Genomic DNA, 23,738 nt, shown 5'->3' with positions numbered 1-23,738 from the left:
CATCATGGAAGAGAAGCCAGGGCAGGATCGCATTCCCGACACGCCGCTCTTCGATCGCAAGCGTTCGCTCGGCGGCTATCGCATCAACAAGATGGCCATGGGCTTGAGCAGGCCGGAGAACCGCGAGGCTTTCAAGCAGGACGAGAGCACCTATCTCGACCGCTTCGGCCTGACACCGGAAGAGAAGGAGGCCGTCATGACGCGCAACTGGCGCGAGATGGTGCGGCTTGGCGGCAATCTCTTCTTCATCCTCAAGATCTCCGCCGTCGATCCGGTCCGCATCACCGAGATCGGTGCCCATCAGGCGGGCATGGAACACGACGATTTCCTGCGCAACCGTTTAGGGAAGAAAGTATAATGGCACAGCTCATCGGAGGATTGGGAACATCCCATGTTCCCTCGATCGGCGCAGCGATCGACAAAGGCCTGCGCGACACGCCGGACTGGAAGCCGTTCTTCGACGGGTACATTCCTGGGCAGGATTGGGTGAAGGCGCATAAGCCCGATGTGGCGGTCGTGATCTTCAACGATCACGGCAACTCGTTCTTCCTCGATAAGGTGCCGACCTTCGCGGTCGGTTGCGCCGAGGAATACCACCCGGTCGATGAGGGGTGGGGGCCGCGCGCGATCCCACCCTTCAAGGGTGCGGTCGATTTCTCCTGGCACTTCATCGACACCCTGATCGAGAACCGGTTCGACCCGATGATCTGTCAGGAGATCGAGGTGGATCACGGCATCCAGGTTCCGATGGAGCTGTTCTGGGACCGTCCTGCCGAGTGGCCGGTGCGGGTGGTGCCGATCTTCGTCAATGTGATCCAATATCCGATCCCGCTTCCGAGCCGCTGCTACGAGATGGGCCGCGTTCTGCGACAGGCCATCGAGAGCTACCCGACCGACGAGCGCTTCGTTGTTCTCGGCACAGGTGGCCTGTCGCATCAGCTTCAGGGCGCTCGTGCGGGTTTCGTGAACCCGCAGGCGGACCAAGCTTTCCTGAATGACATTGCTACTGATCCCGACAAGCTCGCTGGCATGTCGCGGGAGCAATATGTGGAGATGTTCGGCAGCGAGGGGGCGGAGCTGATGATGTGGCTCGTCATGCGCGGCGCCATGGATCGCGATGTGGTGGTCCGGCACAAGCACTACTTCGTTCCCGCTTCCATGACAGGCGCGGGAATGATCGTCATGGAGAACAAGGCGACGGCCTCTCCAGCCGTGGCGGCGTGATCGCATGCACTGGCTCATGATCTGCCGCCACAAGCCGGGCATGACTGAACTGCGCGAGCAGCACAGGGACGCGCATCGCCAGCACGTCGCTACGGGTGGGGGCGGCCTCGCCCGGGTTCTGATCGGCAGCGCCTTAACTGAGGACGATGCCGAGACGCCGGTGGGAAACTTCGGAATCCTTGAGGCGCCCACCCGGGAGGCCGCTCAGGCTTTTGCTGAAAACGATCCGTTCGCTCGTGCGGGTCTCGTTGAATCTATAGAGATTACGGCTTTGGCCTCACGGTTCCAGGCCCACCGGATCGATCCCATGACACGGTAGGAACGAAAACAGGAAATCGGGCCGTCCAAGAGCCCAGACCACAATAATCACCAGGAGGAAGCGAATGAAACGAAGGACATTTATATGCTCCGTGGGAGCAGCCGCGGTGACGCTGGCCTTGAGTGGGGCAGCGTTGGCGCAGGAGGCGGTGAAGATCGGTCTCATTCTGCCGATGACGGGACCGTTCGCCTCGACCGGCCGGCAGATCGAGGCTGCGGCCAAGCTGTACATGCAGCAGCAGGGCGACACGGTGGCGGGCAGGAAGATCCAGCTGATCGTGAAGGACGACACTGGCGTGGCGGACGTTACCAAGCGCCTGGCCCAGGAGCTGATCGTCAACGACAAGATCAGCGTTATGGCCGGCTTCGGCCTCACCCCGCTGGCGCTTGCTTCAGCGCCGCTGGCCACGCAAGGCAAGGTTCCTGCGGTAGTCATGGCGGCTGCAACCTCGACGATCACGGAGGTCTCGCCTTACATCGTGCGCACCAGTTTCACGGCAGCACAAGCTACCGTTCCTCTTGCTGACTGGGCCGCCAAGAACGGCCTCAAGAAGGTTGTGACACTTGTCTCAGACTATGGACCTGGCATCGACGTGGAAAAGGCTTTCACCGAGGTCTTTACCAAGGCGGGCGGCCAAGTGGAGAACCTGAGGGTGCCGCTGGCGAACCCCGACTTCTCGCCTTTCCTGCAGAAGGTTGCCGACGCCAAGCCCGATGCGCTTCTGGCCTTCGTGCCGTCAGGTGTCGGCGCGCAGTTCATGAAGCAGTTCGTGGAGCGCGGCCTCGATAAGAGCGGTATTCGTCTTCTCGCAGAAGGAAGCGTGACGGATGACGATCTGCTCAACAATATCGGGGATGTCGCTCTCGGTGCGATCACGTCTCACCATTATTCCGCGGCCCACGACAGTCCCGAGAACAAGGCGTTCGTGGAAGCCTTCAAGAAGGCCAACCCGAACATGCGGCCGAACTTCATGGCAGTGGGCGGCTATGACGGCATGCACCTGATCTACGAGGGCCTGAAGAAGACGGGCGGCCAGGGTGGTCAGGCGCTGATCGACGCCATGAAGGGCATGAGCTGGACCAGCCCGCGCGGGCCGGTCTCCATCGATCCGCAGACCCGCGACATCATCCAGAACATCTATGTGCGCAAGGTGGAGCGCCGGGACGGGGAGCTCTACAACGTGGAGTTTGCCACGATTCCGAACGTCAAGGATCCGGTCAAAGCCGCCAAGTCCAACTGATCACACACCATCCAGGAAGCGCCGCAGCGCCATGCGGCGCATCTCTCGTTGTATACATCGCCCTGTATATCTGTCTGTTTGTTGCTCTGCAGCAAAGGAATTTGGCCATAATAGCCCTTTGTATAATTGTTCTGAGCATTGACCTGTATACATTCTGCATCCGTGGAGGAAGACGATGACAGAAGCGCGCCCATTTCCACTGAACGCCTGGTACGCCGCAGCCTGGAGCCACGAGATCAAGCATGAGCTTGCGGCTCGGACGATCTGCAACAAGGACATGGTGCTCTACCGTCGCTCCGACGGCCAAGTAACGGCGCTTGAGGATGCATGCTGGCACCGGCTGCTGCCGCTCTCCATGGGTCATCTCAAGGGTGACGAGGTGGTGTGCGGCTATCATGGGCTCGTTTTCAATGCTGCTGGCCGCTGCACCTACATGCCGGCGCAGAAGACCATCAACCCGTCTGCCTGCGTGCGTGCCTATCCGGTGGCCGAACGCCACCGCCTCGTCTGGGTCTGGCCGGGCGATCCCGCGCTTGCCGACCCGAACAAGATCCCCGACTTCCACTGGAATGACGGCACCGACTGGGTCGGCGAAGGCGGAACCTTCTACAGCCTGAAGTGCGATTACCGCCTCGTGATCGACAACCTCATGGACCTGACGCATGAGACCTATGTCCATGCGGGCAGTATCGGCGACGAAGCGATCACCAGCGCGCCCTTCGACGTCACCCATACGGATCGCACGGCAACCGTGACCCGCTGGATGACCAATATCGAGCCGCCGCCGTTCTGGGCCAAGCAACTCAACAGGCCCGGCGAGCACGTGGACCGGTGGCAGATCATCTACTTCCAGGCGCCTTCAACCGTTGTCGGCGATGTGGGTGTGGCCGTGACCGGAACGGGTGCGCCGCAGGGTGACCGCTCGCAGGGCGTGAACGGCGCGTTCCTCGCTGCTATCACGCCGGAGACGGACAAGAGTTGCCACTATTTCTGGAACTTCGTGCGAACTTTTCGGACCGACGACGATCAGCTCACAAAGGAAATCAACAAGGCCCACGTCAACGAGGGCAAGGGCGTCTACGATCAGGACCACGTGGTGCTCGAAGCACAGCAGGTGGCCATCGACAAGAACCCGCGCCTGCCTTTCTACAACCTCAACATCGATGCGGGCGCGCTCTGGGCTCGCAAGCTGATCGACACGATGCTGGAAGCAGAGGGCGGGCATCCGGTTCACATTCCAAGCGAGGCGGCCGAGTAGGTTCGCCATGAGCAAGCAGGTCGAATGGCGCAAAGGAACTTTGCGCTCGGTGCGGGACCTCACCCCGGACATCCGGCTCTTCGAGATCGAGCCGGAGGGTGAGTTCGTGGCGCCGACCCCGGGAAGCCACATCAATGTAGGCGTGCAGATTGGGGAGCGGGCCGATGTCCGCTCCTACTCGGTCGTCGGTCCCTGCGCCGATGGACTTTACCGGATCGCCGTGAAGCGCTTGCCCGACAGCCGCGGCGGATCGCTCTATATGTGGAGCCTCTCGCCCGGAGCCAAGCTCAGCATCTCGACGCCGGGCAACCACTTCGATCTCAGCCTGGGCCGGCCGGAATATCTCCTGCTTGCCGGCGGCATCGGCATCACGCCGATCTACACCATGGCGCTTGCGCTGGCTCATGCCGGCGCAAACTTCCGTGTGCTCTATGCCTGTCGGAGCCGCCAGGATATGGCGCTGGCGGACGAGATGCGGGAGTACGTTGGCGAGCGGCTGCAGATGTTCCTCGACGAGGGGGGTGCTCGCGTGGATCTCGACACGGAGATCGCCCGGCTTGCACCCGGTGGCGAGCTCTATGTCTGCGGTCCCATCGGGATGCTGGAGGCGGCCAAGCGCGCTTGGCAGAGAAGCGGGCGGCCTGTGGATCAGCTACGCTTCGAGACCTTCGGCAACAGTGGCCGCTTCGCCACTGAAGCTTTCCATGTGAGGATCCCACGGCTTGGTATGGAGCTTGTGGTTCCGCCAAACAAGACCATGCTGGAGACCCTGGAGGCCGCTGGTGTTTCGATGATCTCCGACTGCCGCCGGGGCGAGTGCGGCCTCTGCGCTCTTTACATCATCGAAACGACCGGGACAGTCGATCACCGGGACGTGTTCTTCAGCGATGAAGAGAAAGCCGAGAACAGGAAGCTCTGCACCTGTGTGTCCAGGGTCGCCGGCGGGGATATCACCATCGATACGGCTGACAGGGCCGCATAAACGGCTTAGCTTGAGCGTAACGGGAAGGGGAGCATGATCAAGGCCGGGGAAAATGGCAACGACCGCTCGGTGACGCAGACCGTGAGGGCGCAGCTCGCCTTGCGAGATCTCGTCCTGCGGGGCGAGCTCAATCCCGGCGAGCGGGTTTCCGAACTTCAGATGGTCGAACGCCTCGGCGTCTCCCGGACGCCTGTTCGCTCAGCTCTTATCCGGCTGGAGGAAGAGGGGCTGCTGGAGGCAATCCCGTCCGGCGGCTTCTCCGTCAAGACCTTCTCCGAGAAGGAGGTGTTCGAGGCGATCGAGATCCGCGGCACCCTTGAGGGTCTCGCAGCACGTCTGGCCGCCGAGCGGGGCGTCAGCCGGGCGGAGATCCGGAATGCTGCCAACTGCCTTGAGGCCATCGATGAGCTCATGCGTCGCGATACGACGGATATCGATCTTTCGCGCTATGTAGAATTGAACGCTCACTTTCATGAGATTCTCGTCGGCATGGCTGACAGTCAGGCGCTCGCCCGGCAGCTAGAACGGGCCAGTGCGCTGCCCTTCGCCTCGCCGAGCGCCCTGGTTCCCGTGCAGTCACGCTCACCAGAAATGAACTATATCCTCAGCGTAGCCCAGGATCAGCATCACTGCGTTCTCGCGGCCATCGAACGGCGCGAGGGAGCGCGCGCGGAAGCCATCATGCGCGAGCATGCCCGCATCGCTCATCGCAATCTCGAACGTGCACTGACAAACCAGAGGGACATGGATCTCGTGCCGGGTTCGGTGCTCATCAAGCGGCGCATCCGCGCCTGACATGCAAAGGCGAATACGCCAGAGACAAAGAGGGAGAAGAACATGCGACGTCGGACATTTTTGGGAGCTGCGGGCGCCGCGGCCGTGGCGCTGGCCCTGAGCGGGGCGGCTCTCGCGCAGGAGGCGGTGAAGATCGGTCTCATTCTGCCGATGACGGGACCGTTCGCCTCGACCGGGCGGCAGATCGAGGCGGCCGCCAAGCTGTACATGCAGCAGCAGGGCGACACGGTGGCGGGCAGGAAGATCCAGCTGATCCTGAAGGACGACACTGGCGTGGCGGACGTGACCAAGCGTCTGGCACAGGAGCTGATCGTCAACGACAAGATCGCCGTCATGGCCGGCTTCGGCCTCACCCCGCTCGCCCTTGCACCCGCGCCGCTCGCCACCCAGGCGAAGGTGCCTCAAGTCGTGATGGCCGCTGCCACGGCCACTATTACCGAAGCGTCTCCTTTCATCGTGCGCACCAGCTTCACCCTGCCGCAGGCGACCGTTCCCATGGCGGAGTGGGCGGCCGAGAACGGCATCAAGAAGGTCGTGACCCTTGTGTCGGATTACGGGCCGGGGATTGATGCCGAGAAGGCCTTCACCGGCGCGTTCACGGCCAAGGGCGGTCAGGTTGAGAACCTGCGGGTGCCGCTGGCAAACCCCGACTTCTCACCCTTCCTGCAGAAGGTCGCCGACGCCAAGCCTGATGCGCTCTTCGTGTTCGTGCCGTCCGGCATCGGCGCGCAGTTCATGAAGCAGTTCGTGGAGCGCGGTCTCGACAAGAGCGGCATCAAGCTGATCGGCCCCGGCGATGTCACCGATGACGACATCCTGAACGGCATGGGTGACGTGGCCCTGGGGGCGATCACGACACAGCACTATTCCGCGGCCCATGACAGCCCTGAGAACAAGGCGTTTGTTGAGGCGTTCAAGAAGGCCAACCCGAACATGCGGCCGAACTTCATGGCGGTGGGCGGCTATGACGGCATGCACCTGATCTACGAGGGCCTGAAGAAGACGGGCGGCCAGGGTGGTCAGGCGCTGATCGACGCCATGAAGGGCATGAGCTGGACCAGCCCGCGCGGGCCGGTCTCCATCGATCCGCAGACCCGCGACATCATCCAGAACATCTATGTGCGCAAGGTGGAGCGCCGGGACGGGGAGCTCTACAACGTGGAGTTTGCCACGATTCCGAACGTCAAGGATCCGGTCAAAGCCGCCAAGTTTAACTAAGCACGACATACCACCAGAAGCGCCGCACTCACCGGCGGCGCTTCTCTTGAGTTTTTCTGGAGAACGCGGTGCTGACCATTCTCTTCGATGGCATTGCCTACGGCATGCTGCTGTTCGTGCTGGCCTGCGGCTTGGCCGTCACCCTCGGCCTGATGAACTTCGTCAATCTCGCCCATGGCGCCTTCGCCATGGCGGGCGGGTACATCACAGCCGTGCTGATGAACCGGATGGGCGTTCCCTTCCTGGCAACCCTGCCGCTTGCCTTTATTGGGCCGGCCATCCTGGGACTGGTCCTTGAGAGAACCCTCTACAAGCGGCTCTACACCCGCAGCCACCTCGATCAGGTGCTGTTTTCCATCGGCCTCGTCTTCATGGCGGTCGCCGCCATCGACTACAGCTTCGGCTCCCAGCAGCAGTTGATCCAGCTTCCGACGTGGCTCCAGGGCCGCATCGACATACTGGGCGTTCAGGTCGGCCTCTACCGCAGCTTCATCATCGTGATCTGCGGCGCCCTCGTGGTCGCCCTGCAGCTCATCCTGACCAAGACCCGGTTCGGCAGCCGCTTGCGGGCTGCGGTGGATGATCCGCGCGTCGCCCGAGGTCTGGGCATCAACGTGAGCCTGATCTTCGCCACGACCTTCGCGTTCGGCTCCGGGCTTGCCGGATTGGGCGGTGCGCTCGGGGCTGAGATCCTCGGTCTCGATCCGACCTTCCCACTCAAGTTCATGATCTACTTCCTCATCGTCGTCACAGTCGGCGGCACCACCAGCATCACCGGGCCGTTCCTGGCCTCGCTCCTGCTCGGGATCGCCGATGTGGCCGGCAAGTATTATGTGCCGAGCGTCGGCGCCTTCGTGATCTATACGCTGATGATCGTCGTCCTCGTTCTGCGCCCACAGGGGCTGTTCGAGCGTGCGCGCTGATCCAAGAGGAACGCAACCTATGTCGACGAACATCGCCGATTACGTCAGCGCGACCTTGACCCGAAGAGGGCGATGGGGCGTTGGCGAAATCCTCTTCTGGCTCATTGCCGCCGCGACCCTGTACTTCCTGCCTGAGCGGCATCTGATCCTGAACGAGATCGCCATCATCGGTCTCTTCGCCATCTCCCTCGACCTTATCCTCGGTTATGCCGGCATCGTGTCGCTGGGCCATGCAGCCTTCTTCGGATTGGGAGCCTACACGGCCGGAATTCTAGCAAGAAATGGAATTGCGGATCCGCTTCTCGGCCTGGGAGCCGCTGCCATCACAGCAGCGATTTTAGGGTTCGTGACCAGCTTTCTCGTGTTGCGCGGTTCCGACCTTACCAAGCTGATGGTGACGCTGGGGGTGGCGCTCGTTCTCGGCGAGATCGCCAACCAGGCTTCCTGGCTGACAGGTGGCGCAGACGGTCTCCAGGGAGTCACCATGGGGCCGATCCTCGGCCTGTTCGAGTTCGACATCTTCGGCACCACGGCCTATGCCTACAGCCTCACGGTAACCTTCCTGCTTTTCATTGTCGCGCGCCGGATCGTCGTCTCGCCCTACGGCCTCTCCCTGCGCTCGATCCGTGACAACCCTCTGAAGGCCCGTGCGGTCGGCATCCCGGTCAATCGTCGCCTGATAGCGATCTACACGCTCGCGGCGGCTTATGCCGGTGTCGCCGGTGCCCTGCTGGCGCAGACGACCCAGTTCGTGTCGCTGGATGTCCTCGCCTTCCACCGCTCCGCAGACGTGATGCTGGTGCTGGTGATCGGCGGTGTCGGCTATCTTTACGGCGGTCTCATTGGCGCAATCGTGTTCAAGGTGCTTCAGGACGTGATCTCGGCCTGGACGCCGCAATATTGGCAGTTCTGGATCGGGCTCATCCTGGTCATCATCGTGCTCGCCGGCCGCGAGCGTCTGACGGAGCGCGTGCGCACCCTCTGGAAGGGCGTAGCCGGCCGCACGGCCAAGAGCCCCGACACGCTACCGAAAACGTCTGCCCGGGAGGTGTGACATGACGATTGCTCTCGAAACGAAAGGCCTCGTCAAGCGCTTCGGCGGCCTCCAGGCGACGGACAACGTGTCGTTCCAGCTGCAGCAGGGCGCACGCCATGCCCTGATCGGTCCCAACGGCGCCGGCAAGACGACCTTCATCAACCTGCTCACCGGCGTCATCAAGCCGACAGCCGGTCAGATCTTCCTCGAGGGGCAGGACATCACGGGCCTGCGCCCCGAACTGCGGGTGCAGCGAGGTCTTGCCCGCACCTTCCAGATCAACCAGCTCTTTCCCGCCATGACGCCGCTCGAGACCATCGGCCTTGCGGTCTCCGAGCGCACCGGCGGGGGACGGGACTGGTGGCGCGTGACGGGCAGCAGGCGGGAAATCATCGACGAGATCGTCGAGATTGCGCAGCGCTTCCGCCTGACCGATGTGCTCGACGAGAAAACCTCCAATCTGGCCTATGGCAAGCAGCGGCTGCTGGAGATCGCCGTTGCCTTCGCGTGCCGGCCGCGGGTGCTGCTGCTCGATGAGCCGGCCGCTGGCGTGCCGGAGGCGGAGCGGCACGAACTGCTCGCGACGGTGGCGGCACTGCCGCGCGACGTATCCGTCCTGCTGATCGAGCACGACATGGATCTGGTCTTCAGCTTTGCCGACCGTATCACGGTTATGGTCAACGGTGCGCTGTTCACGGAGGGCACGGTCGAGGAGGTCTCGACCGATCCGCGCGTCCGTGCCGTGTATCTCGGGGAGAGCGTCGATGAGTGATCTTCTCACCCTGCAGAAGGTGTCGGCTGGCTATGGCGAGGCCATCGTCATCGCGAACATCGACCTGCACCTCAAGCCTGGCGAGGCCCTTGCCGTGCTCGGCCGCAACGGCACGGGCAAGACCACGCTTCTCAATACGATCATTGGGGTCACCCGGCATCGCGGCGGCTCGATCGTGCTCGATGGACGGGATCTGACGACGGCTCGCTCCGACAGGCGCGCCCATGCGGGCATCGGCTGGGTTCCCCAGGAGCGCAACATCTTCAAGTCGCTCACCGTGGAGGAGAACCTTACGGCGGTGTCTCGCCCGGGACCCTGGAACGTCAATCGCATCTATGACATGTTCCCGCGCCTCAAGGAGCGCCGGACCAACATGGGCAACCAGCTTTCCGGCGGCGAGCAGCAGATGCTCGCGGTAGCCCGTGCGCTGGTGCTCAATCCCAAGCTCCTGCTGCTGGACGAGCCGACGGAGGGGCTCGCACCCATCATCATCGAGGAACTGCTCGCGGCCTTGACGCGCATTATCCGCGGAGAGGGCATGTCAGCCATTGTGGTGGAGCAGCACGCCCAGAGGATCCTCGGCGTGACCGACAACGCGCTCATCCTCGACCGGGGCACCATCGTTCACGCAAGCTCAAGCCGCGCCCTCATCGAGGACCCGGCGGCCCTCGAACAGCATCTCGGCGTCACGGCGAAGAAGAAGCCAATGCGCGCCGCATCCCATTAGCCTGAAGAACCGGAGTGTCGATCCATGCAACGTACCAAGCCACCTTTCCGCGCCGACATGGTCGGCAGCCTTCTGCGCACGGCAGCGCTCAAGGAGGCCCGTCACAAGCATCATGAGGGACAGCTCTCCGACGAGGCGCTGAAGGAGGTCGAGGATCGTGAGATCCGCGCCCTCATCAAGCGCCAGGAGGAGATCGGCCTGCAAGCCGTGACCGACGGCGAGTTCCGCCGCGCATACTGGCACTTCGACTTCCTGGAGCATCTCGACGGTGTCACCTCGGTGGAGGCCGATTCCGGCATGAACTTCAAGGGCGGCGTCGGCATCGCCAAGGCCCTGCGCGTGACCGGCAAGGTCGGCTTCTCGGGCCGGCACCCGATGATCGACCACTTCCGCTTCGTGAAGGACAACACGGATCGGGTGGCCAAGATGACGATCCCCGGTCCGAGCATGTTGCACTATCGCGGCGGGCGGAAGATGATGAACATGGGCGTCTATCCGAACATGGACGACTTCTATGCCCATGTGGGAGGCGCCTACAACAAGGCGGTGCATGCCTTCTACGATGCGGGCTGCCGCTATCTTCAGCTCGACGACATCTCGTTTGCCTATCTGTGCGACCCAGACCAACGCGAGATGCTGCGCCAGCGCGGGGACGATCCCGAGAAGCAGCCTGAGATCTATGCCGGCATGGTGCGCGAGGCGCTTAAGGACAAGCCAGACGACTTGGCCATCACCATGCACCTGTGCCGCGGCAACTTCCGCTCCACCTTTATCGCCTCCGGCGGCTATGAGCCCGTGGCCGAGGTGCTGTTCAACCGCATGCCGGTCGACGGCTACTTCATGGAATGGGACACGGACCGCGCCGGCGGCTTCGAGCCGCTGCGCTTCCTGCCGAAGGGCAAGTCCGTTGTTCTCGGACTCGTGACCTCCAAGACCGGCGTGCTCGAGCAGAAGGATGACATCAAGCGCCGCATCGACGAGGCCACCAAATATGTCGATCTCGATCAGCTCTGCCTGTCGCCGCAATGCGGCTTCGCCTCCACCGAGGAGGGCAACACGCTGGCCGAGGAGGAGCAGTGGGCCAAGCTGCGCATGATTGTCGAGATCGCCGAGGAAGTCTGGGGCAGCCCCGGCTCCGGCGCCAAGAAAGCGGCCTAATTGCAATCGCGAGCCCGATGCAGCCGCTCCGGGCTCGCGCTCCACAAGGCGAAAGACATGATGATGCAAGACGAAGCCGTGCTCGACCTCGCGCATCTGGGTCATCTGGAGCTGATGACGCCGAAGCCGGACGAGAGCCTGCGCTTCTTCGTCGACGTTCTCGGCATGACCGAAAGTGGCCGGCAGGGCAATTCCGTCTATCTTCGCGGCTGGGATGATTACGAGCGGCACTCGCTCAAGCTGACTGCTTCCAAGAAGCCTGGCATGGGCCATATGGCTTTCCGGGCTAGGAGCCGGCAAGCCCTGGAGCGGCGTGTCGCGGCGCTCCAGGGATCCGGCTACGACATCGGCTGGACCGACGGCGACCTGGGGCACGGACCGGCCTTCCTGTGCCGCGACCCCGACGGCCACATGATCGAGCTGTATTACGAGACTGAATGGTATGTGGCTCCACCGCAATTGAAACCCGCCCTGAAGAACCAGGCACAACGCTTCCCGGCCCGCGGCGTCAGCGTGCGGCGTCTCGACCACCTGAATTGCCTGGCGTCGGACATACGCGCGAACCGCATCTTCTTCGAGCAGTATCTCGGCTGCCGGCTCACCGAGCAGATCGTTCAGAACGACGGTGTTGAGGCCGGCATGTGGATGACGCTCACCAACAAGAGCTACGACTTCGCCTTCACCCGCGACCACACGGGCGCCAAGGGGCGCTTCCACCACCTGACCTATGCCCTCGACAGCCGCGAGGAAGTTCTCCGAGCCGCCGACATCTTCCTCGAAGCAGGCGTGCCGATCGAATCCGGCCCGCACAAGCATGCGGTCCAGCAGACTTTCTTCCTCTACGTCTACGAGCCGGGCGGCAACCGGGTCGAAGTCTGCAATGCCGGCGCCCGCCTCATCATCGCACCGGACTGGAAGCCGATCGTCTGGACCGAGGAGGAGCGCAAAAAGGGACAGGCGTGGGGCATGAAGACGGTGGAGTCGTTCCACACTTATGGAACGCCGCCGGTTGAGGACCTGGACTGAACCCTATCCTGCTTTCCTAGGAAGTCGATATCACGGCGCCTCTATCCCGGGACATGAGCAGGTAGTAGCTGACAGGCGTCGCCTCCGGATTGGAGAAGCTATAGCTCGATGTCACATCGAAACGCAGCGCATCACCGGCCTCCATCCAGAATGTTTCATCGGCGATTTTGACCACAAGCGGTCCGTTGGGCGAGAAGACGAGCTTGCGGGTCGGAACGGGGTAGGGGGAGAGCAGACCTGTCGACTGGTGACCGGGCAGAGTGTGCCGCGCCCTCCGACGTCGGAGCCCGTGAACGCAATCCGATCCACCAGCGGATGTTCTGCAAGAGCGGCGCCTGCCTCATGACCGAAGCCGGTGACCACATTGACCACGCCAGGTGGGAAGCCAGCCTGTTCGAACAGCTCAAGGAAGGCGAGCATCGAAACGGAAGCGTGCTCAGACGGCTTGATCACGACAGTGTTGCCGGCCGCAAGCGCGGGTGCGAGCTTCCACACAGTCAGGAGCAGCGGCGAGTTCCACGGCGTGATCGCTCCGACGACGCCTACCGGCTCGTAGCGGATGTAGTGGAGCATGTCCCCTTTATCGATCGGCGTCACCGCGCCTTCGATCTTGTCCGCAAGCCCGCCATAATACTGAACCAGGGCGGAATGTAGCGCATCTGCCCAAGCATCTCGACCATGAGCTTGCCGTTGTCCCGCACCTCGAGTTCGGCCAGACGCTCGGCATTCTTCTCAATAAGGTCGGCAAGACGGTACAGGAGCATCCCGCGATCGCGGGCGAGCATCCTGGACCATGGGCCAGACGTGAACGCAGCATGGGCGGCCTGGACAGCGCGATCGACATCGCTGGCATTGCCGCGCGGGAGGCGGGCCCATGGTTTGCCGCTGTAGGGATCCTTCGTTTCGAACCAGCTTCCTGACGAGGAGCCGCACCACTCTCCCCCGATCAACATTCGGAAGTCCTGGAGCGGCGATGTTCCGACGATTGAGGATCCCATGACACTCTCCCGTTCAGGCGACGGTGGGATGTTTTCGACATGATGCCGAACTAAGCCCCATCGGCTTGTAATTCATTATTACGTTGCTATTTCTACCATGGTAGAAATCAGCTGAGAAGAGAGAAAATCTCCTATAGTGGATTTTGTAACCTGAAGAGGCTGATAGCCTCGCGTGAGTGATCACAGGTTGTGACCATAGCCCGATGGGGTGATGCTCGGAGAAGCTGGTGCCCTCAACCCCAACTGGGGGAGTGCGGCCGGCCAGCAGGACGCGGCCGTCAGTAAGCCTGCCGTCCGCAGCAAAACTGACAGAGCTGAGCTTGTGCTTACAACGATGCTTCGGGTTGGGAGCTTTCCGAAGCCAGCTAAGCCTCAATACAGGAACATCCCTCGAGGCGTGAGGCCTAGGGCCATGTTATGAGAAGCTTCGAACCATAAACGCCGCAGCCGCCGCATAGCATGAACTCTTGCGGCGGCTGGGCTCCTGGCACTTCCTATCGTCCCCATTTCAGGACGAGAGGATCCAAGCGCCGAGCGATTTCGATTAGGCCTTTGCGCGTTTCCGGGTGCAGGGGCTGCAGCGGATGGCGCACGGCCTCCGAGCCGATCACGCCGCCCTCCTTCATGAGCGCCTTGGCGGCCGAGAGCCCGCATTGCCGGTTCTCGTAGTTGATCAGCGGCAGCCAACGCTCGTACGCTGCTGCCGCCGCCTCGCGGTCACCGGCAAAGTACGGGTCGATGATCTGGCGGATGCCGTCCGGATAGGCGCCGCCCGTCATCGCACCTGTGGCGCCCGCATCGAGGTCGGCCATCAGCGTGATGGCTTCCTCGCCGTCCCAGGGCCCCTCGATGGCGTCGCCCCCGAGCGCAATCAGGTCGCGCAGTTTCCCGGCGGTGCCTGCCACCTCGATCTTGAAGTAGGACACGTTGGCGATCTCCTGCGCCATGCGCGCGAGGAACGGCGCCGACAGGAACGTGCCGGCCATCGGTGCATCCTGGATCATAATCGGGATGCTGATCGCGTCCGAGACCCGGCGGAAGAACTCGTAGATGCCAGGCTCCGACACCCGCAGGGTCGCGCCGAAGAAGGGCGGCATGATCATCACCATGGCGGCCCCGGCTTCTTGCGCGCGCCGGCTGCGTTCGGCGCAGATCTCGGTCGAGAAGTGGCTGGTGGTCACGATCACCGGAACACGGCCTGCGACGTGATCGAGCACCGTCGTCATCACGGCTTCGCGCTCCTCGTCGCGCAGCAGGAATTGCTCGGAGAAGTTCGCCAGGATGCAGAGGCCGTCGGAGCCCGCATCGATCATGAAATCGACGGCGCGCTTCTGACCTTCCAAATCAAGACGGCCGCTGTCGTCGAAGATGGTCGGCGCCACCGGAAACACGCCACGATAGGGGCGGGTGGAACTGCGGCCGGCTGCGAGCATGATCTCTTCCTTCATGATGGTGGTGTCGTCTTCTAATGGTTGTCGCGGGGAACAGGCGAGCCGGTGCGGCCCACCAAGAAGTCGAGGTCGACCCCTTTATCGGCCTGCAGGACATGATCGACATAGAGCTTGGCCCACCCGCGTGTGGCATGCGGCGCCGGCGGCACCCAGGCAGCGCGCCTGCGCTCCATCTCCTGTGCCTCCACGTGAAGATGCAGGCTGCGGGCCTGCACATCAAGGGTGATCAGGTCGCCATTCTGTACCAGCGCCAGCGGTCCGCCGGCGGCCGCTTCCGGCGCCACGTGCAGCACCACGGTGCCATAGGCCGTGCCCGACATGCGGGCATCCGAGATGCGGATCATGTCGCGGATGCCCTGCCTGAGCAGCTTCTGCGGCAGGGGCATGTTGCCGACCTCGGCCATGCCCGGATACCCCTTCGGGCCGCAGTTCTTGAGCACCATGATGCAGGTCTCGTCGATGTCGAGATCCTCGTCGTCGATGCGGTGATGCAGATCCTCGATCGTCTCGAACACGACCGCGCGGCCGGTGTGCTGCATCAGTTCGGGCGAAGCGGCGGACGGCTTGATGACGGCGCCGTTCGGCGCCAGATTGCCCTTGAGGATCGCAATGCCGGCTTCCGGCTTGAACGGCTCCTCGAAGGATGTGATCACCTCCCGGTTCCAGCACGGCGCATCCTTGACGTTGTCCCAGATCGTCTTGCCGTTGATGGTGAGCGCATCCCTGTGCAGCAGGCCGCGCTCGCCCAGCGTGCGCAGAACCACCGGCAGACCGCCTGCATAGTAGAAATCCTCCATCAGGAAACGGCCGGAGGGCATGAGGTCCACAAGGCAATGGATGTCCCGTCCGAGCCGGTCGAAGTCGTCCAGCGTGAGGTCGACGCCGCAGCGGCCGGCGATTGCCAGCAGATGCACCACAGCGTTGGTGGAGCCGCCGATCGCCGCCAGCGTACGGATGGCATTCTCGAAAGCCTCGCGGGTCATGACCTTCGAGAGGATGAGGTCTTCGTGCACCATCTCGACGATGCGCCGGCCTGCCATGCGGGCAAGCTGATTGCGGCGCGCATCGCTTGCCGGGATGGCGGCATTCCCCGGCAGGCCGACGCCGAGCGCCTCGACCATGGAGGCCATGGTGGAGCCGGTGCCCATGGTCATACAGTGGCCGGCCGAGCGGTTCATGCCGCCCTCCGCCTCATGGAACTCATCCAGGGTGACCTCACCGGCGCGCAGTTGCTCGCTCATGGAGATGATGTTGGTGCCGGATCCAATGTATTTACCGCGATAGACTCCGCGCAACTGCGGCCCACCCGAGACGCCGACGGTAGGCAGGTCCGCAGAGGCCGCGCCCATGAGCAGGGCAGGGGTGGTCTTGTCACAGCCCATGAGGAGAACGACGCCATCGAGCGGGTGGGCACGGATCGCCTCCTCTACATCCATGGCAGCGAGGTTGCGGAACAGCATGGCGGTGGGGCGCATGGTCACCTCGCCGAGCGAGGAAACCGGGAACTCGAGCGGGAAGCCGCCGGCATCGAGCACACCATACTTCACATGCTCGGCAATGGTGCGAAAATGGGCGTTGCAGGGGGTGAGCTCCGACCAAGTGTTGCAGATGCCGATGACGGGGCGGCCGTCGAACTGGTCCTGGGGGAAGCCACTGTTCTTGAGAAAGGAGCGGTAATAGAACCCCATCTTGTCCTGGCGCCCGAACCACGCCTGGCTGCGGAGTTCGCGTTTCTTGTCGTCGCTCATCATGCTCGCCTCTGACACTCTATCGCGCCCACCCGAGCGGAGCTGTGACCCCACGACTTTGGTTGAATAGGCGCTCTCTTCAATTCATATAATACTACTAATAGGCAGCTGTTAAGGCTGCTAAAGTCGAAGAGCAACGACAAATTGAGGGAGAGAACGCATGAAGGCTCGTCATCTTCTGACGACAATCGGCATGGCTGCACTGATGCTGTCCGGGGGTGCCGCTTACGCCCAGTCCAAAATGACCATCGGGTTCTCGCAGGTCGGGTCGGAATCCGGCTGGCGGGCTGCCGAGACGAAGGTTTCCAAGATCGAAGCTGACAAGCGCGGTGTTGACCTCAAGATCTCCGATGCGCAGCAGAAGCAGGAAAACCAGATCCGCGCCGTTCGGTCCTTCATCGCGCAGGGCGTTGACGGAATCTTCATCGCGCCGGTCGTGTCGACAGGCTGGGATGCCGTTCTCAAAGAGGCCAAGGATGCCAAGATCCCTGTGGTCCTGCTCGACCGTTCCATCGAGACGAAAGACGATTCGCTCTACCTCACGGCCGTGACATCAGACACCGTGTATGAGGGCAAGGTTGCAGGTGAATGGCTGGCCAAGGAGACGGGCGGCAAATGCAACGTGGTGGAACTGCAGGGCACGGTCGGGTCGAGCCCAGCGATCAACCGCAAGAAGGGATTTGATCAGGTCGTCGCCGCCAATCCCGGCATGAAGATCATCCGCACCCAGTCCGGCGACTTCACCCGCACCAAGGGGAAGGAAGTCATGGAGAGCTTCATCAAGGCCGAAGGCGGTGGCAAGAACATCTGCGCCGTCTATGCACATAACGATGACATGGCGATCGGTGCCATCCAGGCTATCAAGGAAGCGGGCCTGAAGCCCGGCAAGGACATCAAGATCGTCTCCATCGACGCGGTGCCGGATATCTTCAAGGCCATGGCGGACGGTGAGGCCAACGTGACCGTCGAGCTGACACCCAACATGGCAGGTCCGGCTTTCGACGCCCTGATGGCCTTCAAGAAGGACGGCAAGCAGCCGCCGAAGTGGATCCAGACGGAGTCCAAGGTCTATACGCCCGAGACGGCGAAGGCCGAATACGAGAGGCGCAAGGATCTCTACTAAGATCGTAAAAGCCTGAATGGCAGCAGGCGGCTTCCGCCTGCTGCCGGGTTGAACCCGCCGGGCTTCGGCGGTTGCGCATGGGCGGGCGAGGACGTGATGCAGCCAAGCACAGAGCAGCCTCAACTCCTTGAGATAAGAGGCCTCACCAAGGGTTTTCCGGGTGTGCAGGCACTCGACCATGTGGATTTCACCCTCCATGCCGGAGAGATCCATGGCCTGCTTGGAGAGAACGGCGCGGGCAAGTCGACCTTGATCAAGGCGCTGACGGGCGTGTTGCGGCGCGATGCCGGCATCATCCGCCTCGAGGGGCAGGAGGTCACGGCTCGAGACACCGCCGATGCGCTCTCCTTAGGGATCGGCACGGTCTATCAGGAGGTCAACCTCCTGCCGAACCTCTCCGTGGCGGAGAACCTGTTCATCGGTCGTCAGCCGCATCGCTTCGGTCTCGTGCGCACCGGCGAGATGCGCCGCCGCGCCTCCGAGCTGCTCGCAGGCTATGGCCTCGACATCGATGTCGCCAATCCGTTGAGCAGCTACTCCGTCGCCATTCAGCAGATCGTTGCGATTGCACGCGCTGTCGATCTCTCGGCCAAGGTCCTGATCCTGGACGAGCCGACGGCAAGTCTCGATGCCCAGGAAGTCGAGACGCTCTTCGGGATCCTGAAGGGCCTGAAGAGCCGCGGCATCGGGATTGTGTTCGTCACCCATTTTCTCGATCAGGTCTATGCCGTCTGCGACCGCATCACCGTGCTGCGCAACGGGCGCCTTGTGGGCTCCCGCCCTATAGCCGAACTGCCGCGGATCGAACTCGTGTCCATGATGCTGGGGCGTGAACTCGCCGCAGAAGCTCTCCATCGCAACCAGCGTCCTGCCGTGACGGGAGAGCCGCTCGTTGCCTTCCAGAATTACGGCAAGAGGCGCATGATCGAGCCGTTCGATCTGGCTCTGCGCCCCGGCGAGGTGGTGGGGCTAGCCGGTCTCCTCGGCTCCGGGCGAACGGAGACCGCCAAGCTGATCTTCGGCGTCGAACGGGCGGACAGCGGACAAGCCTTCGTCGACGGTCAGCCTGTCCGCCTCGCGACCCCGCGCGATGCGGCACGGCTGTGCTTCGGCTTCACGCCTGAGGATCGCAAGACGGAAGGCATCGTCGCAGAGCTCTCGATCCGCGAGAACATCATTCTGGCACTGCAGGCGCAGCGCGGCTGGCTGCACAAGATCCCGCGCGCCAAGCAGGACGAGATCGCGAGCCGTTTCATCAAGCTCCTCGACATCCGAACCCCGGATGCGGAAAAGCCGATCGGCCTTCTCTCCGGCGGTAACCAGCAGAAGGCGCTGCTGGCCCGCTGGCTTGCCACCGAGCCCCGCTTCCTCATCCTCGACGAGCCGACGCGCGGCATCGATGTGGGCGCCCATGCCGAGATCATCCGCCTGATCGAGCGGTTGTGCGAGGATGGGCTTGCGCTCCTCGTGATCTCCTCGGAACTCGAAGAGATTGCCTCCTACAGCGACCGCGTGGTTGTGCTGCGCGATCGCAGGCATGTGCGCGAGCTCTCAGGCGACGAGGTGAGTGCCGACACCATCATGACAACCATCGCGAGCCATTGAATGAGCGGCATGATCCAGGCCATTGCTCCACGCACCTTCCCCAAGGGGCTGCCTCAGGTTGCAGCGCTCCTGATCGTCCTAATCGTCAACTGGCTCGTCTTCCGCGACTTCTTCGCCCTGCGCCTGCAGGACGGCCGTCTGTTTGGCAGCCTCATCGACGTCCTGAACAGGGGCGCGCCTGTCGCTATTCTGGCGCTGGGCATGACGCTCGTCATCGCCACCCGAGGCATCGATCTCTCCGTCGGGGCCGTCATGGCGATTGCCGGCGCTGTGGCCGCGACTCTGACGGCGCAGGGTTACCCACTTCCTGTCGCACTGATGGCGGCTGCCGGTGTCGGACTGCTCTGCGGGCTGTGGAATGGCATCCTCGTCGCCGTTCTGGAAATCCAGCCCTTCGTGGCGACCCTGATCCTGATGGTGGCCGGGCGCGGCTTTGCGCAGCTCGTCACGGAAGGCCAGATCATCACGTTCGTGAGCGAAGGTTTCGCTTTGATCGGTGGAGGATCCTTCCTGATGCTGCCGATGCCGGTGGTCATCGCCCTCGTGATGCTCCTCATCACTCATCTCGTGGTCCGGTATACGGCGCTCGGGCTCTTCATCGAGTCCATCGGTGCCAATATCCGGTCCAGCGCCTATGCGGGGATCGGCACCAAGGCCGTCACCATTGCAGTCTACATGTGGTGCAGCCTCTGTGCGGCCATTGCTGGCTTGATCGTCACCGCCGATATCCGCGGGGCGGATGCCAACAATGCAGGCTTGTGGCTCGAACTCGACGCTATTCTCGCCGTGGTCATCGGCGGCACGTCCCTGTTCGGTGGGCGCTTCAGCCTTGGTCTTTCGGTCGTCGGTGCACTCATCATTCAGGCCATGAACACCGGCATCCTGCTGAGCGGCTACCCTCCCGAATACAACCTCATCGTGAAGGCCCTCGTCGTGCTTGCGGTGCTCCTGGCCCAGTCTCCCGTTCTGTCGGCCATCCGTTCGATCTGGAGGGTAAAGGCATGATCCGGCGGCACATTCCGGTTCTCATCACACTGGCCGTCTTCATCGTCGGCTACCTGATCTGCCTCGCTCAGTTTCCGAGCTTCGCCTCGACGCGGGTGATCGGCAATCTTCTCACCGACAATGCTTTTCTTGGCATCGTGGCCGTTGGCATGACCTTCGTGATCCTGTCTGGCGGCATCGATCTGTCGGTCGGCTCGGTGATCGCCTTCACGGGCGTATTCCTGGCGGTCACAATCGAGCGATACGGCGTCAATCCATACCTGGCCTTCGTGCTCATCTTGGGTCTGGCTGCCCTGTTTGGAGCCGGCATGGGCTTCCTGATCCACGCCTTCCAGATCCCGGCCTTCATCGTGACTTTGGCGGGCATGTTCCTAGCGCGTGGTCTCTGCTTCGTGCTCACCACGGATTCGATCCCGATCAATGCTCCGGCCTATGGCCAGATTACCGACATTGCCTTCGCTCTCCCGGGCGGGGGCAGGTTGACCTTCATTGCCATCGTCATGCTGGTGACCTTCGCGGCCGGAATTGTTCTCGCCCATTTCACGCGCTTTGGAGCCAACGTCTATGCTCTTGGCGGCAACAGGACATCGGCCGAATTGATGGGCGTTCCCGTGGGAAAGACGACAGTTCGGATCTACATGCTGTCGAGCCTTCTCGCGGCCCTGGCAGGAATTGTCTTTTCCTTCTATACATCCGCAGGCTACTCCCTGGCCGCGACCGGAGTGGAACTCGATACCATCGCGGCAGTGGTCATCGGCGGCACGCTGCTGACGGGGGGCTACGGAACGATCATCGGCACGTTTGTCGGCGTTCTGATCCAGGGGTTGATCCAGACTTATATTACCTTCGAGGGAACCCTGAGTTCCTGGTGGACCAAAATCGCCATTGGTGCTCTTCTGTTCGCATTCATCGTCTTGCAACGGGGATTGTCGGCGGCATCTGTTCGGTCCCGGTCAGCGTGAGAGACAGGACAATGGCGTTGGTGAACGGTATCCAGAGGCCCCCAAGAGCGCGATCGGCCCATGACCTCGTGACCCACGGGATCGGCCAGAACATCATGCAGGGACACTTCCCTGTCGGAAGCATCCTGCCGGGCGATGGAGAGCTCATGGAGCTTTTCGGGGTTTCGCGCACGGCGCTCCGGGAGGCCCTGAAGACCCTGGCGGCTAAGGGGCTGATCGAGTCCAAGACGAAGGTCGGCACCAAGGTTCTTGATCGCAACAACTGGAATATGTTCGATGCCGACATCCTCGAATGGCATCTGGAGATGGGTGTCGACGCCCGCTTCCTGGGATGGCTGTTCGAGATCCGCCAGACGCTTGAGCCGCTCGCCTGCGCGACGGCGGCCTTGCGGCGGACGCCCGAGCAGCTCAAGGCCATGCACAAGGCGCTTCAGGGCATGTATGGCTGCGAGAGCAACCGGCAGGGATTCACGAAGGCCGATCTGGCCTTTCACCAGGCCATCTTGGAGGCTTCCGGCAATCCCTTCCTGCAATCGATCGGCTCCGTCATCGGAGCAGCGCTGGCAACATCATTCACCATCAGTTCCCCGGTCTCCAGCGATGACCGCTTCAAGGAGGTGATGCGCCAGCATCAGGCGGTGTTCGACGCCATCGAGCAACGATATCCGTCCGCCGCAAGCGATGCCATAGCCGCGCTGATCTTGCAGGCGGCGGAGAGGGTCCAGATCAAGCATGCCGAGAGTTCATTGGCCAAGATCCAGATCCACGCTTTCTCAGGGGCTGATTGAGCCGTGAGGAGAGATTCTCGGTGCGTGCGGTGCCGTTAGGGTATGATTTACTCCTGATCGAATGGAGCACACCGATCAGGCAATGAGTAGGCAGGGTTTCGCGAAGCGATGACTGCCCCGACAACAAGATCAGCCAGCCGGTCGGCTCCGCCGCGGCCATAAGCTGACGAAAGTTCTTGAGCGAAGGGTGTCGAATTGCGTCAGGCAGAGTGACCATAGCCTGGAGCATGAACAAAAGGGAGAACGACCTTGAAGACGTTTACGACAACAATGGCCGCTGTGGCGCTTGGAGCCTTCGGCCTCTTTGGCGCCGCACAGGCGCAGGACAAGGGTACCGTTGGCGTGGCCATGCCCACGAAGTCGTCCGCACGCTGGATCGATGACGGTAACAACATGGTCAAAGTGCTGAAGGAGAAGGGCTACAACGTCGACCTGCAATATGCAGACGACGATATTCCAAATCAGCTCTCCCAAGTCGAGAACATGATCACCAAGGGCTCCAAGGTCCTCGTGATCGCAGCCATCGATGGCACGACCCTGTCCGACGCGCTGCAGCAAGCTGCCGATAAGGGGATCAAGGTCATTGCCTATGACCGCCTGATCCGCAACTCCAAAAATGTCGACTACTACGCCACCTTCGACAACTTCCAGGTCGGCGTGCTGCAGGGCGGCTATATCGAAAAGGCACTCGGCCTGAAGGAGGGCAAGGGACCGTTCAACGTCGAGCTGTTCGGCGGTTCGCCGGACGACAACAACGCCTACTTCTTCTATAACGGCGCCATGTCCGTTCTCGACCCTTACATCAAGAGCGGCAAGCTTAAGGTTCAGAGCGGCCAGATGGGCATGGACAAGGTCTCGACCCTGCGCTGGGACGGCGCCGTCGCCCAGGCCCGCATGGATAATCTGCTCAGCGCCTTCTACACCGACAAGCGTGTCGACGCGGTTCTCTCGCCTTATGACGGCCTGAGCATCGGTATCATCTCCTCGCTCAAGGGCGTGGGGTATGGCACGGCCCAGCAGCCGATGCCGGTGATCACCGGACAGGATGCGGAAGTCCCGTCCGTGAAGTCGATCCTGGCGAAGGAGCAGACCCAGACGGTGTTCAAGGATACCCGCGAACTTGCCAAGGTCGCCGCTAATATGGTCGACGCGGTTCTGTCGGGCAAGCAGCCCGAAGTCAACGACACGAAGACCTACGAGAACGGCGTGAAGACGGTCCCGTCCTACCTGTTGAAGCCGGTCAATGTCGATGCATCGAACTGGAAGGAAGTTCTGGTCGGCAGCGGCTACTACAAGGAAACCGAGTTCAAGTAACCGGCTCAATGCGATCGGGCCCCGCGCATGCGCGTGGGGTCCTTGTTCGTTTCAAGTGAGGTTGCC

At 62.3% G+C, this 23,738-nt stretch carries 22 protein-coding genes and 1 pseudogene; 20 read left to right on the top strand and 3 right to left on the bottom strand.

Annotated elements, in window-relative coordinates:
• The first annotated feature begins 4 nt into the window (after positions 1–4).
• The 14 genes from JQC81_RS00520 (at position 5) to JQC81_RS00455 (ending at position 12,678) form a co-directional block, all read left to right on the top strand.
• Entirely contained in the window at positions 5–358 is a 354-nt protein-coding gene (locus JQC81_RS00520; RefSeq protein ID WP_203269759.1) for an extradiol ring-cleavage dioxygenase, read from the top strand.
• Positions 358–1,224 carry a class III extradiol dioxygenase family protein gene (locus tag JQC81_RS00515; protein WP_203269758.1) on the top strand — a complete coding sequence of 289 codons (867 nt, stop codon included), beginning with the start codon at positions 358–360 and terminating at the stop codon, positions 1,222–1,224. The genes JQC81_RS00520 and JQC81_RS00515 overlap by 1 nt, the downstream gene beginning before the upstream one ends.
• 4 nt (positions 1,225–1,228) lie before the next feature.
• Positions 1,229–1,543 (top strand): YciI family protein, encoded by a 315-nt coding sequence (locus JQC81_RS00510; protein WP_203269757.1) that lies wholly within the window; start codon positions 1,229–1,231, stop codon positions 1,541–1,543.
• Between the two features lie 64 nt (positions 1,544–1,607).
• Positions 1,608–2,783, top strand: a complete 1,176-nt coding sequence (locus JQC81_RS00505) for an ABC transporter substrate-binding protein (protein ID WP_203269756.1) — start codon at positions 1,608–1,610, stop codon at positions 2,781–2,783.
• A gap of 175 nt (positions 2,784–2,958) precedes the next feature.
• Positions 2,959–4,041: an aromatic ring-hydroxylating dioxygenase subunit alpha gene (locus JQC81_RS00500; protein WP_203269755.1), complete on the top strand. Its 1,083-nt coding sequence runs from the start codon at positions 2,959–2,961 to the stop codon at positions 4,039–4,041.
• A gap of 7 nt (positions 4,042–4,048) precedes the next feature.
• Complete coding sequence (locus JQC81_RS00495) at positions 4,049–5,023, top strand: PDR/VanB family oxidoreductase (protein WP_203269754.1); 975 nt, start codon at positions 4,049–4,051, stop codon at positions 5,021–5,023.
• 33 nt (positions 5,024–5,056) lie between these two features.
• Entirely contained in the window at positions 5,057–5,818 is a 762-nt protein-coding gene (locus tag JQC81_RS00490; protein WP_203269753.1) for a GntR family transcriptional regulator, read from the top strand.
• 42 nt (positions 5,819–5,860) lie between these two features.
• Positions 5,861–7,036 (top strand): ABC transporter substrate-binding protein, encoded by a 1,176-nt coding sequence (locus tag JQC81_RS00485; RefSeq protein ID WP_203269752.1) that lies wholly within the window; start codon positions 5,861–5,863, stop codon positions 7,034–7,036.
• 68 nt (positions 7,037–7,104) lie between these two features.
• On the top strand, positions 7,105–7,959 hold the full coding sequence (locus tag JQC81_RS00480; protein WP_203269751.1) for a branched-chain amino acid ABC transporter permease: 855 nt from the start codon (positions 7,105–7,107) through the stop codon (positions 7,957–7,959).
• 19 nt (positions 7,960–7,978) lie between these two features.
• Positions 7,979–9,013 (top strand): branched-chain amino acid ABC transporter permease, encoded by a 1,035-nt coding sequence (locus tag JQC81_RS00475; RefSeq protein WP_203269750.1) that lies wholly within the window; start codon positions 7,979–7,981, stop codon positions 9,011–9,013.
• Position 9,014: 1 nt separating this feature from the next.
• Entirely contained in the window at positions 9,015–9,767 is a 753-nt protein-coding gene (locus tag JQC81_RS00470) for an ABC transporter ATP-binding protein (RefSeq protein WP_203269749.1), read from the top strand.
• Complete coding sequence (locus tag JQC81_RS00465; protein WP_203269748.1) at positions 9,760–10,494, top strand: ABC transporter ATP-binding protein; 735 nt, start codon at positions 9,760–9,762, stop codon at positions 10,492–10,494. The genes JQC81_RS00470 and JQC81_RS00465 overlap by 8 nt, the downstream gene beginning before the upstream one ends.
• A 24-nt stretch (positions 10,495–10,518) precedes the next feature.
• Positions 10,519–11,652, top strand: a complete 1,134-nt coding sequence (locus tag JQC81_RS00460) for a 5-methyltetrahydropteroyltriglutamate--homocysteine S-methyltransferase (protein WP_203269747.1) — start codon at positions 10,519–10,521, stop codon at positions 11,650–11,652.
• 63 nt (positions 11,653–11,715) lie between these two features.
• Entirely contained in the window at positions 11,716–12,678 is a 963-nt protein-coding gene (locus JQC81_RS00455; RefSeq protein ID WP_203269874.1) for a catechol 2,3-dioxygenase, read from the top strand.
• Between the two features lie 111 nt (positions 12,679–12,789).
• On the opposite strand, the pseudogene JQC81_RS00450 reads toward JQC81_RS00455, so the two are convergent.
• From JQC81_RS00450 to JQC81_RS00440, 3 genes and pseudogenes are all read right to left on the bottom strand, one after another.
• Positions 12,790–13,631 (bottom strand): annotated as a pseudogene (locus JQC81_RS00450) (aldehyde dehydrogenase family protein).
• Positions 13,632–14,170: 539 nt separating this feature from the next.
• Positions 14,171–15,124, bottom strand: coding sequence for a dihydrodipicolinate synthase family protein (locus tag JQC81_RS00445; protein WP_246520100.1), 954 nt, complete (start codon positions 15,122–15,124; stop codon positions 14,171–14,173).
• 17 nt (positions 15,125–15,141) lie between these two features.
• Complete coding sequence (locus tag JQC81_RS00440) at positions 15,142–16,875, bottom strand: IlvD/Edd family dehydratase (protein ID WP_203269872.1); 1,734 nt, start codon at positions 16,873–16,875, stop codon at positions 15,142–15,144.
• A gap of 160 nt (positions 16,876–17,035) precedes the next feature.
• On the opposite strand from JQC81_RS00440, the gene ytfQ reads away from it, so the two are divergent.
• The 6 genes from ytfQ (at position 17,036) to chvE (ending at position 23,672) form a co-directional block, all read left to right on the top strand.
• Entirely contained in the window at positions 17,036–17,998 is a 963-nt protein-coding gene (gene ytfQ, locus JQC81_RS00435; RefSeq protein WP_203269746.1) for a galactofuranose ABC transporter, galactofuranose-binding protein YtfQ, read from the top strand.
• Between the two features lie 96 nt (positions 17,999–18,094).
• Positions 18,095–19,603, top strand: coding sequence for a galactofuranose ABC transporter, ATP-binding protein YtfR (gene ytfR / locus JQC81_RS00430; RefSeq protein ID WP_203269745.1), 1,509 nt, complete (start codon positions 18,095–18,097; stop codon positions 19,601–19,603).
• Positions 19,604–20,608 carry a galactofuranose ABC transporter, ATP-binding protein YtfT gene (gene ytfT / locus JQC81_RS00425; protein ID WP_210347031.1) on the top strand — a complete coding sequence of 335 codons (1,005 nt, stop codon included), beginning with the start codon at positions 19,604–19,606 and terminating at the stop codon, positions 20,606–20,608.
• Entirely contained in the window at positions 20,605–21,570 is a 966-nt protein-coding gene (gene yjfF, locus JQC81_RS00420; protein ID WP_210347030.1) for a galactofuranose ABC transporter, permease protein YjfF, read from the top strand. Before ytfT ends, yjfF begins: the two co-directional genes overlap by 4 nt.
• Before the next feature lie 11 nt (positions 21,571–21,581).
• On the top strand, positions 21,582–22,358 hold the full coding sequence (locus JQC81_RS00415) for a FadR/GntR family transcriptional regulator (protein ID WP_203269744.1): 777 nt from the start codon (positions 21,582–21,584) through the stop codon (positions 22,356–22,358).
• A gap of 270 nt (positions 22,359–22,628) precedes the next feature.
• A complete protein-coding gene (gene chvE / locus JQC81_RS00410) occupies positions 22,629–23,672 on the top strand; it encodes a multiple monosaccharide ABC transporter substrate-binding protein (RefSeq protein WP_376772355.1) in 1,044 nt (347 codons plus the stop codon).
• Positions 23,673–23,738: the final 66 nt, after the last annotated feature.

This window comes from Microvirga arabica (assembly GCF_016811235.1).
Classification (GTDB): Bacteria; Pseudomonadota; Alphaproteobacteria; order Rhizobiales; family Beijerinckiaceae; genus Microvirga; species Microvirga arabica.
Note: the sequence above shows the minus strand (reverse complement) of the source record. Positions and strands in the feature narration are given on the sequence as shown.

What these genes read in the sequence shown, in the direction of transcription:
- JQC81_RS00520 (WP_203269759.1), top strand. Translation starts at nt 5, where the DNA reads ATGGAAGAGAAGCCAGGGCAGGATCGCATTCCCGACACGCCGCTCTTC.
- JQC81_RS00515 (WP_203269758.1), top strand. Translation starts at nt 358, where the DNA reads ATGGCACAGCTCATCGGAGGATTGGGAACATCCCATGTTCCCTCGATC.
- JQC81_RS00510 (WP_203269757.1), top strand. Translation starts at nt 1,229, where the DNA reads ATGCACTGGCTCATGATCTGCCGCCACAAGCCGGGCATGACTGAACTG.
- JQC81_RS00505 (WP_203269756.1), top strand. Translation starts at nt 1,608, where the DNA reads ATGAAACGAAGGACATTTATATGCTCCGTGGGAGCAGCCGCGGTGACG.
- JQC81_RS00500 (WP_203269755.1), top strand. Translation starts at nt 2,959, where the DNA reads ATGACAGAAGCGCGCCCATTTCCACTGAACGCCTGGTACGCCGCAGCC.
- JQC81_RS00495 (WP_203269754.1), top strand. Translation starts at nt 4,049, where the DNA reads ATGAGCAAGCAGGTCGAATGGCGCAAAGGAACTTTGCGCTCGGTGCGG.
- JQC81_RS00490 (WP_203269753.1), top strand. Translation starts at nt 5,057, where the DNA reads ATGATCAAGGCCGGGGAAAATGGCAACGACCGCTCGGTGACGCAGACC.
- JQC81_RS00485 (WP_203269752.1), top strand. Translation starts at nt 5,861, where the DNA reads ATGCGACGTCGGACATTTTTGGGAGCTGCGGGCGCCGCGGCCGTGGCG.
- JQC81_RS00475 (WP_203269750.1), top strand. Translation starts at nt 7,979, where the DNA reads ATGTCGACGAACATCGCCGATTACGTCAGCGCGACCTTGACCCGAAGA.
- JQC81_RS00470 (WP_203269749.1), top strand. Translation starts at nt 9,015, where the DNA reads ATGACGATTGCTCTCGAAACGAAAGGCCTCGTCAAGCGCTTCGGCGGC.
- JQC81_RS00465 (WP_203269748.1), top strand. Translation starts at nt 9,760, where the DNA reads ATGAGTGATCTTCTCACCCTGCAGAAGGTGTCGGCTGGCTATGGCGAG.
- JQC81_RS00460 (WP_203269747.1), top strand. Translation starts at nt 10,519, where the DNA reads ATGCAACGTACCAAGCCACCTTTCCGCGCCGACATGGTCGGCAGCCTT.
- JQC81_RS00455 (WP_203269874.1), top strand. Translation starts at nt 11,716, where the DNA reads ATGCAAGACGAAGCCGTGCTCGACCTCGCGCATCTGGGTCATCTGGAG.
- JQC81_RS00445 (WP_246520100.1), bottom strand. Translation starts at nt 15,124, where the DNA reads ATGAAGGAAGAGATCATGCTCGCAGCCGGCCGCAGTTCCACCCGCCCC.
- JQC81_RS00440 (WP_203269872.1), bottom strand. Translation starts at nt 16,875, where the DNA reads ATGAGCGACGACAAGAAACGCGAACTCCGCAGCCAGGCGTGGTTCGGG.
- ytfQ (WP_203269746.1), top strand. Translation starts at nt 17,036, where the DNA reads ATGAAGGCTCGTCATCTTCTGACGACAATCGGCATGGCTGCACTGATG.
- ytfR (WP_203269745.1), top strand. Translation starts at nt 18,095, where the DNA reads ATGCAGCCAAGCACAGAGCAGCCTCAACTCCTTGAGATAAGAGGCCTC.
- ytfT (WP_210347031.1), top strand. Translation starts at nt 19,604, where the DNA reads ATGAGCGGCATGATCCAGGCCATTGCTCCACGCACCTTCCCCAAGGGG.
- yjfF (WP_210347030.1), top strand. Translation starts at nt 20,605, where the DNA reads ATGATCCGGCGGCACATTCCGGTTCTCATCACACTGGCCGTCTTCATC.
- JQC81_RS00415 (WP_203269744.1), top strand. Translation starts at nt 21,582, where the DNA reads ATGGCGTTGGTGAACGGTATCCAGAGGCCCCCAAGAGCGCGATCGGCC.
- chvE (WP_376772355.1), top strand. Translation starts at nt 22,629, where the DNA reads ATGGCCGCTGTGGCGCTTGGAGCCTTCGGCCTCTTTGGCGCCGCACAG.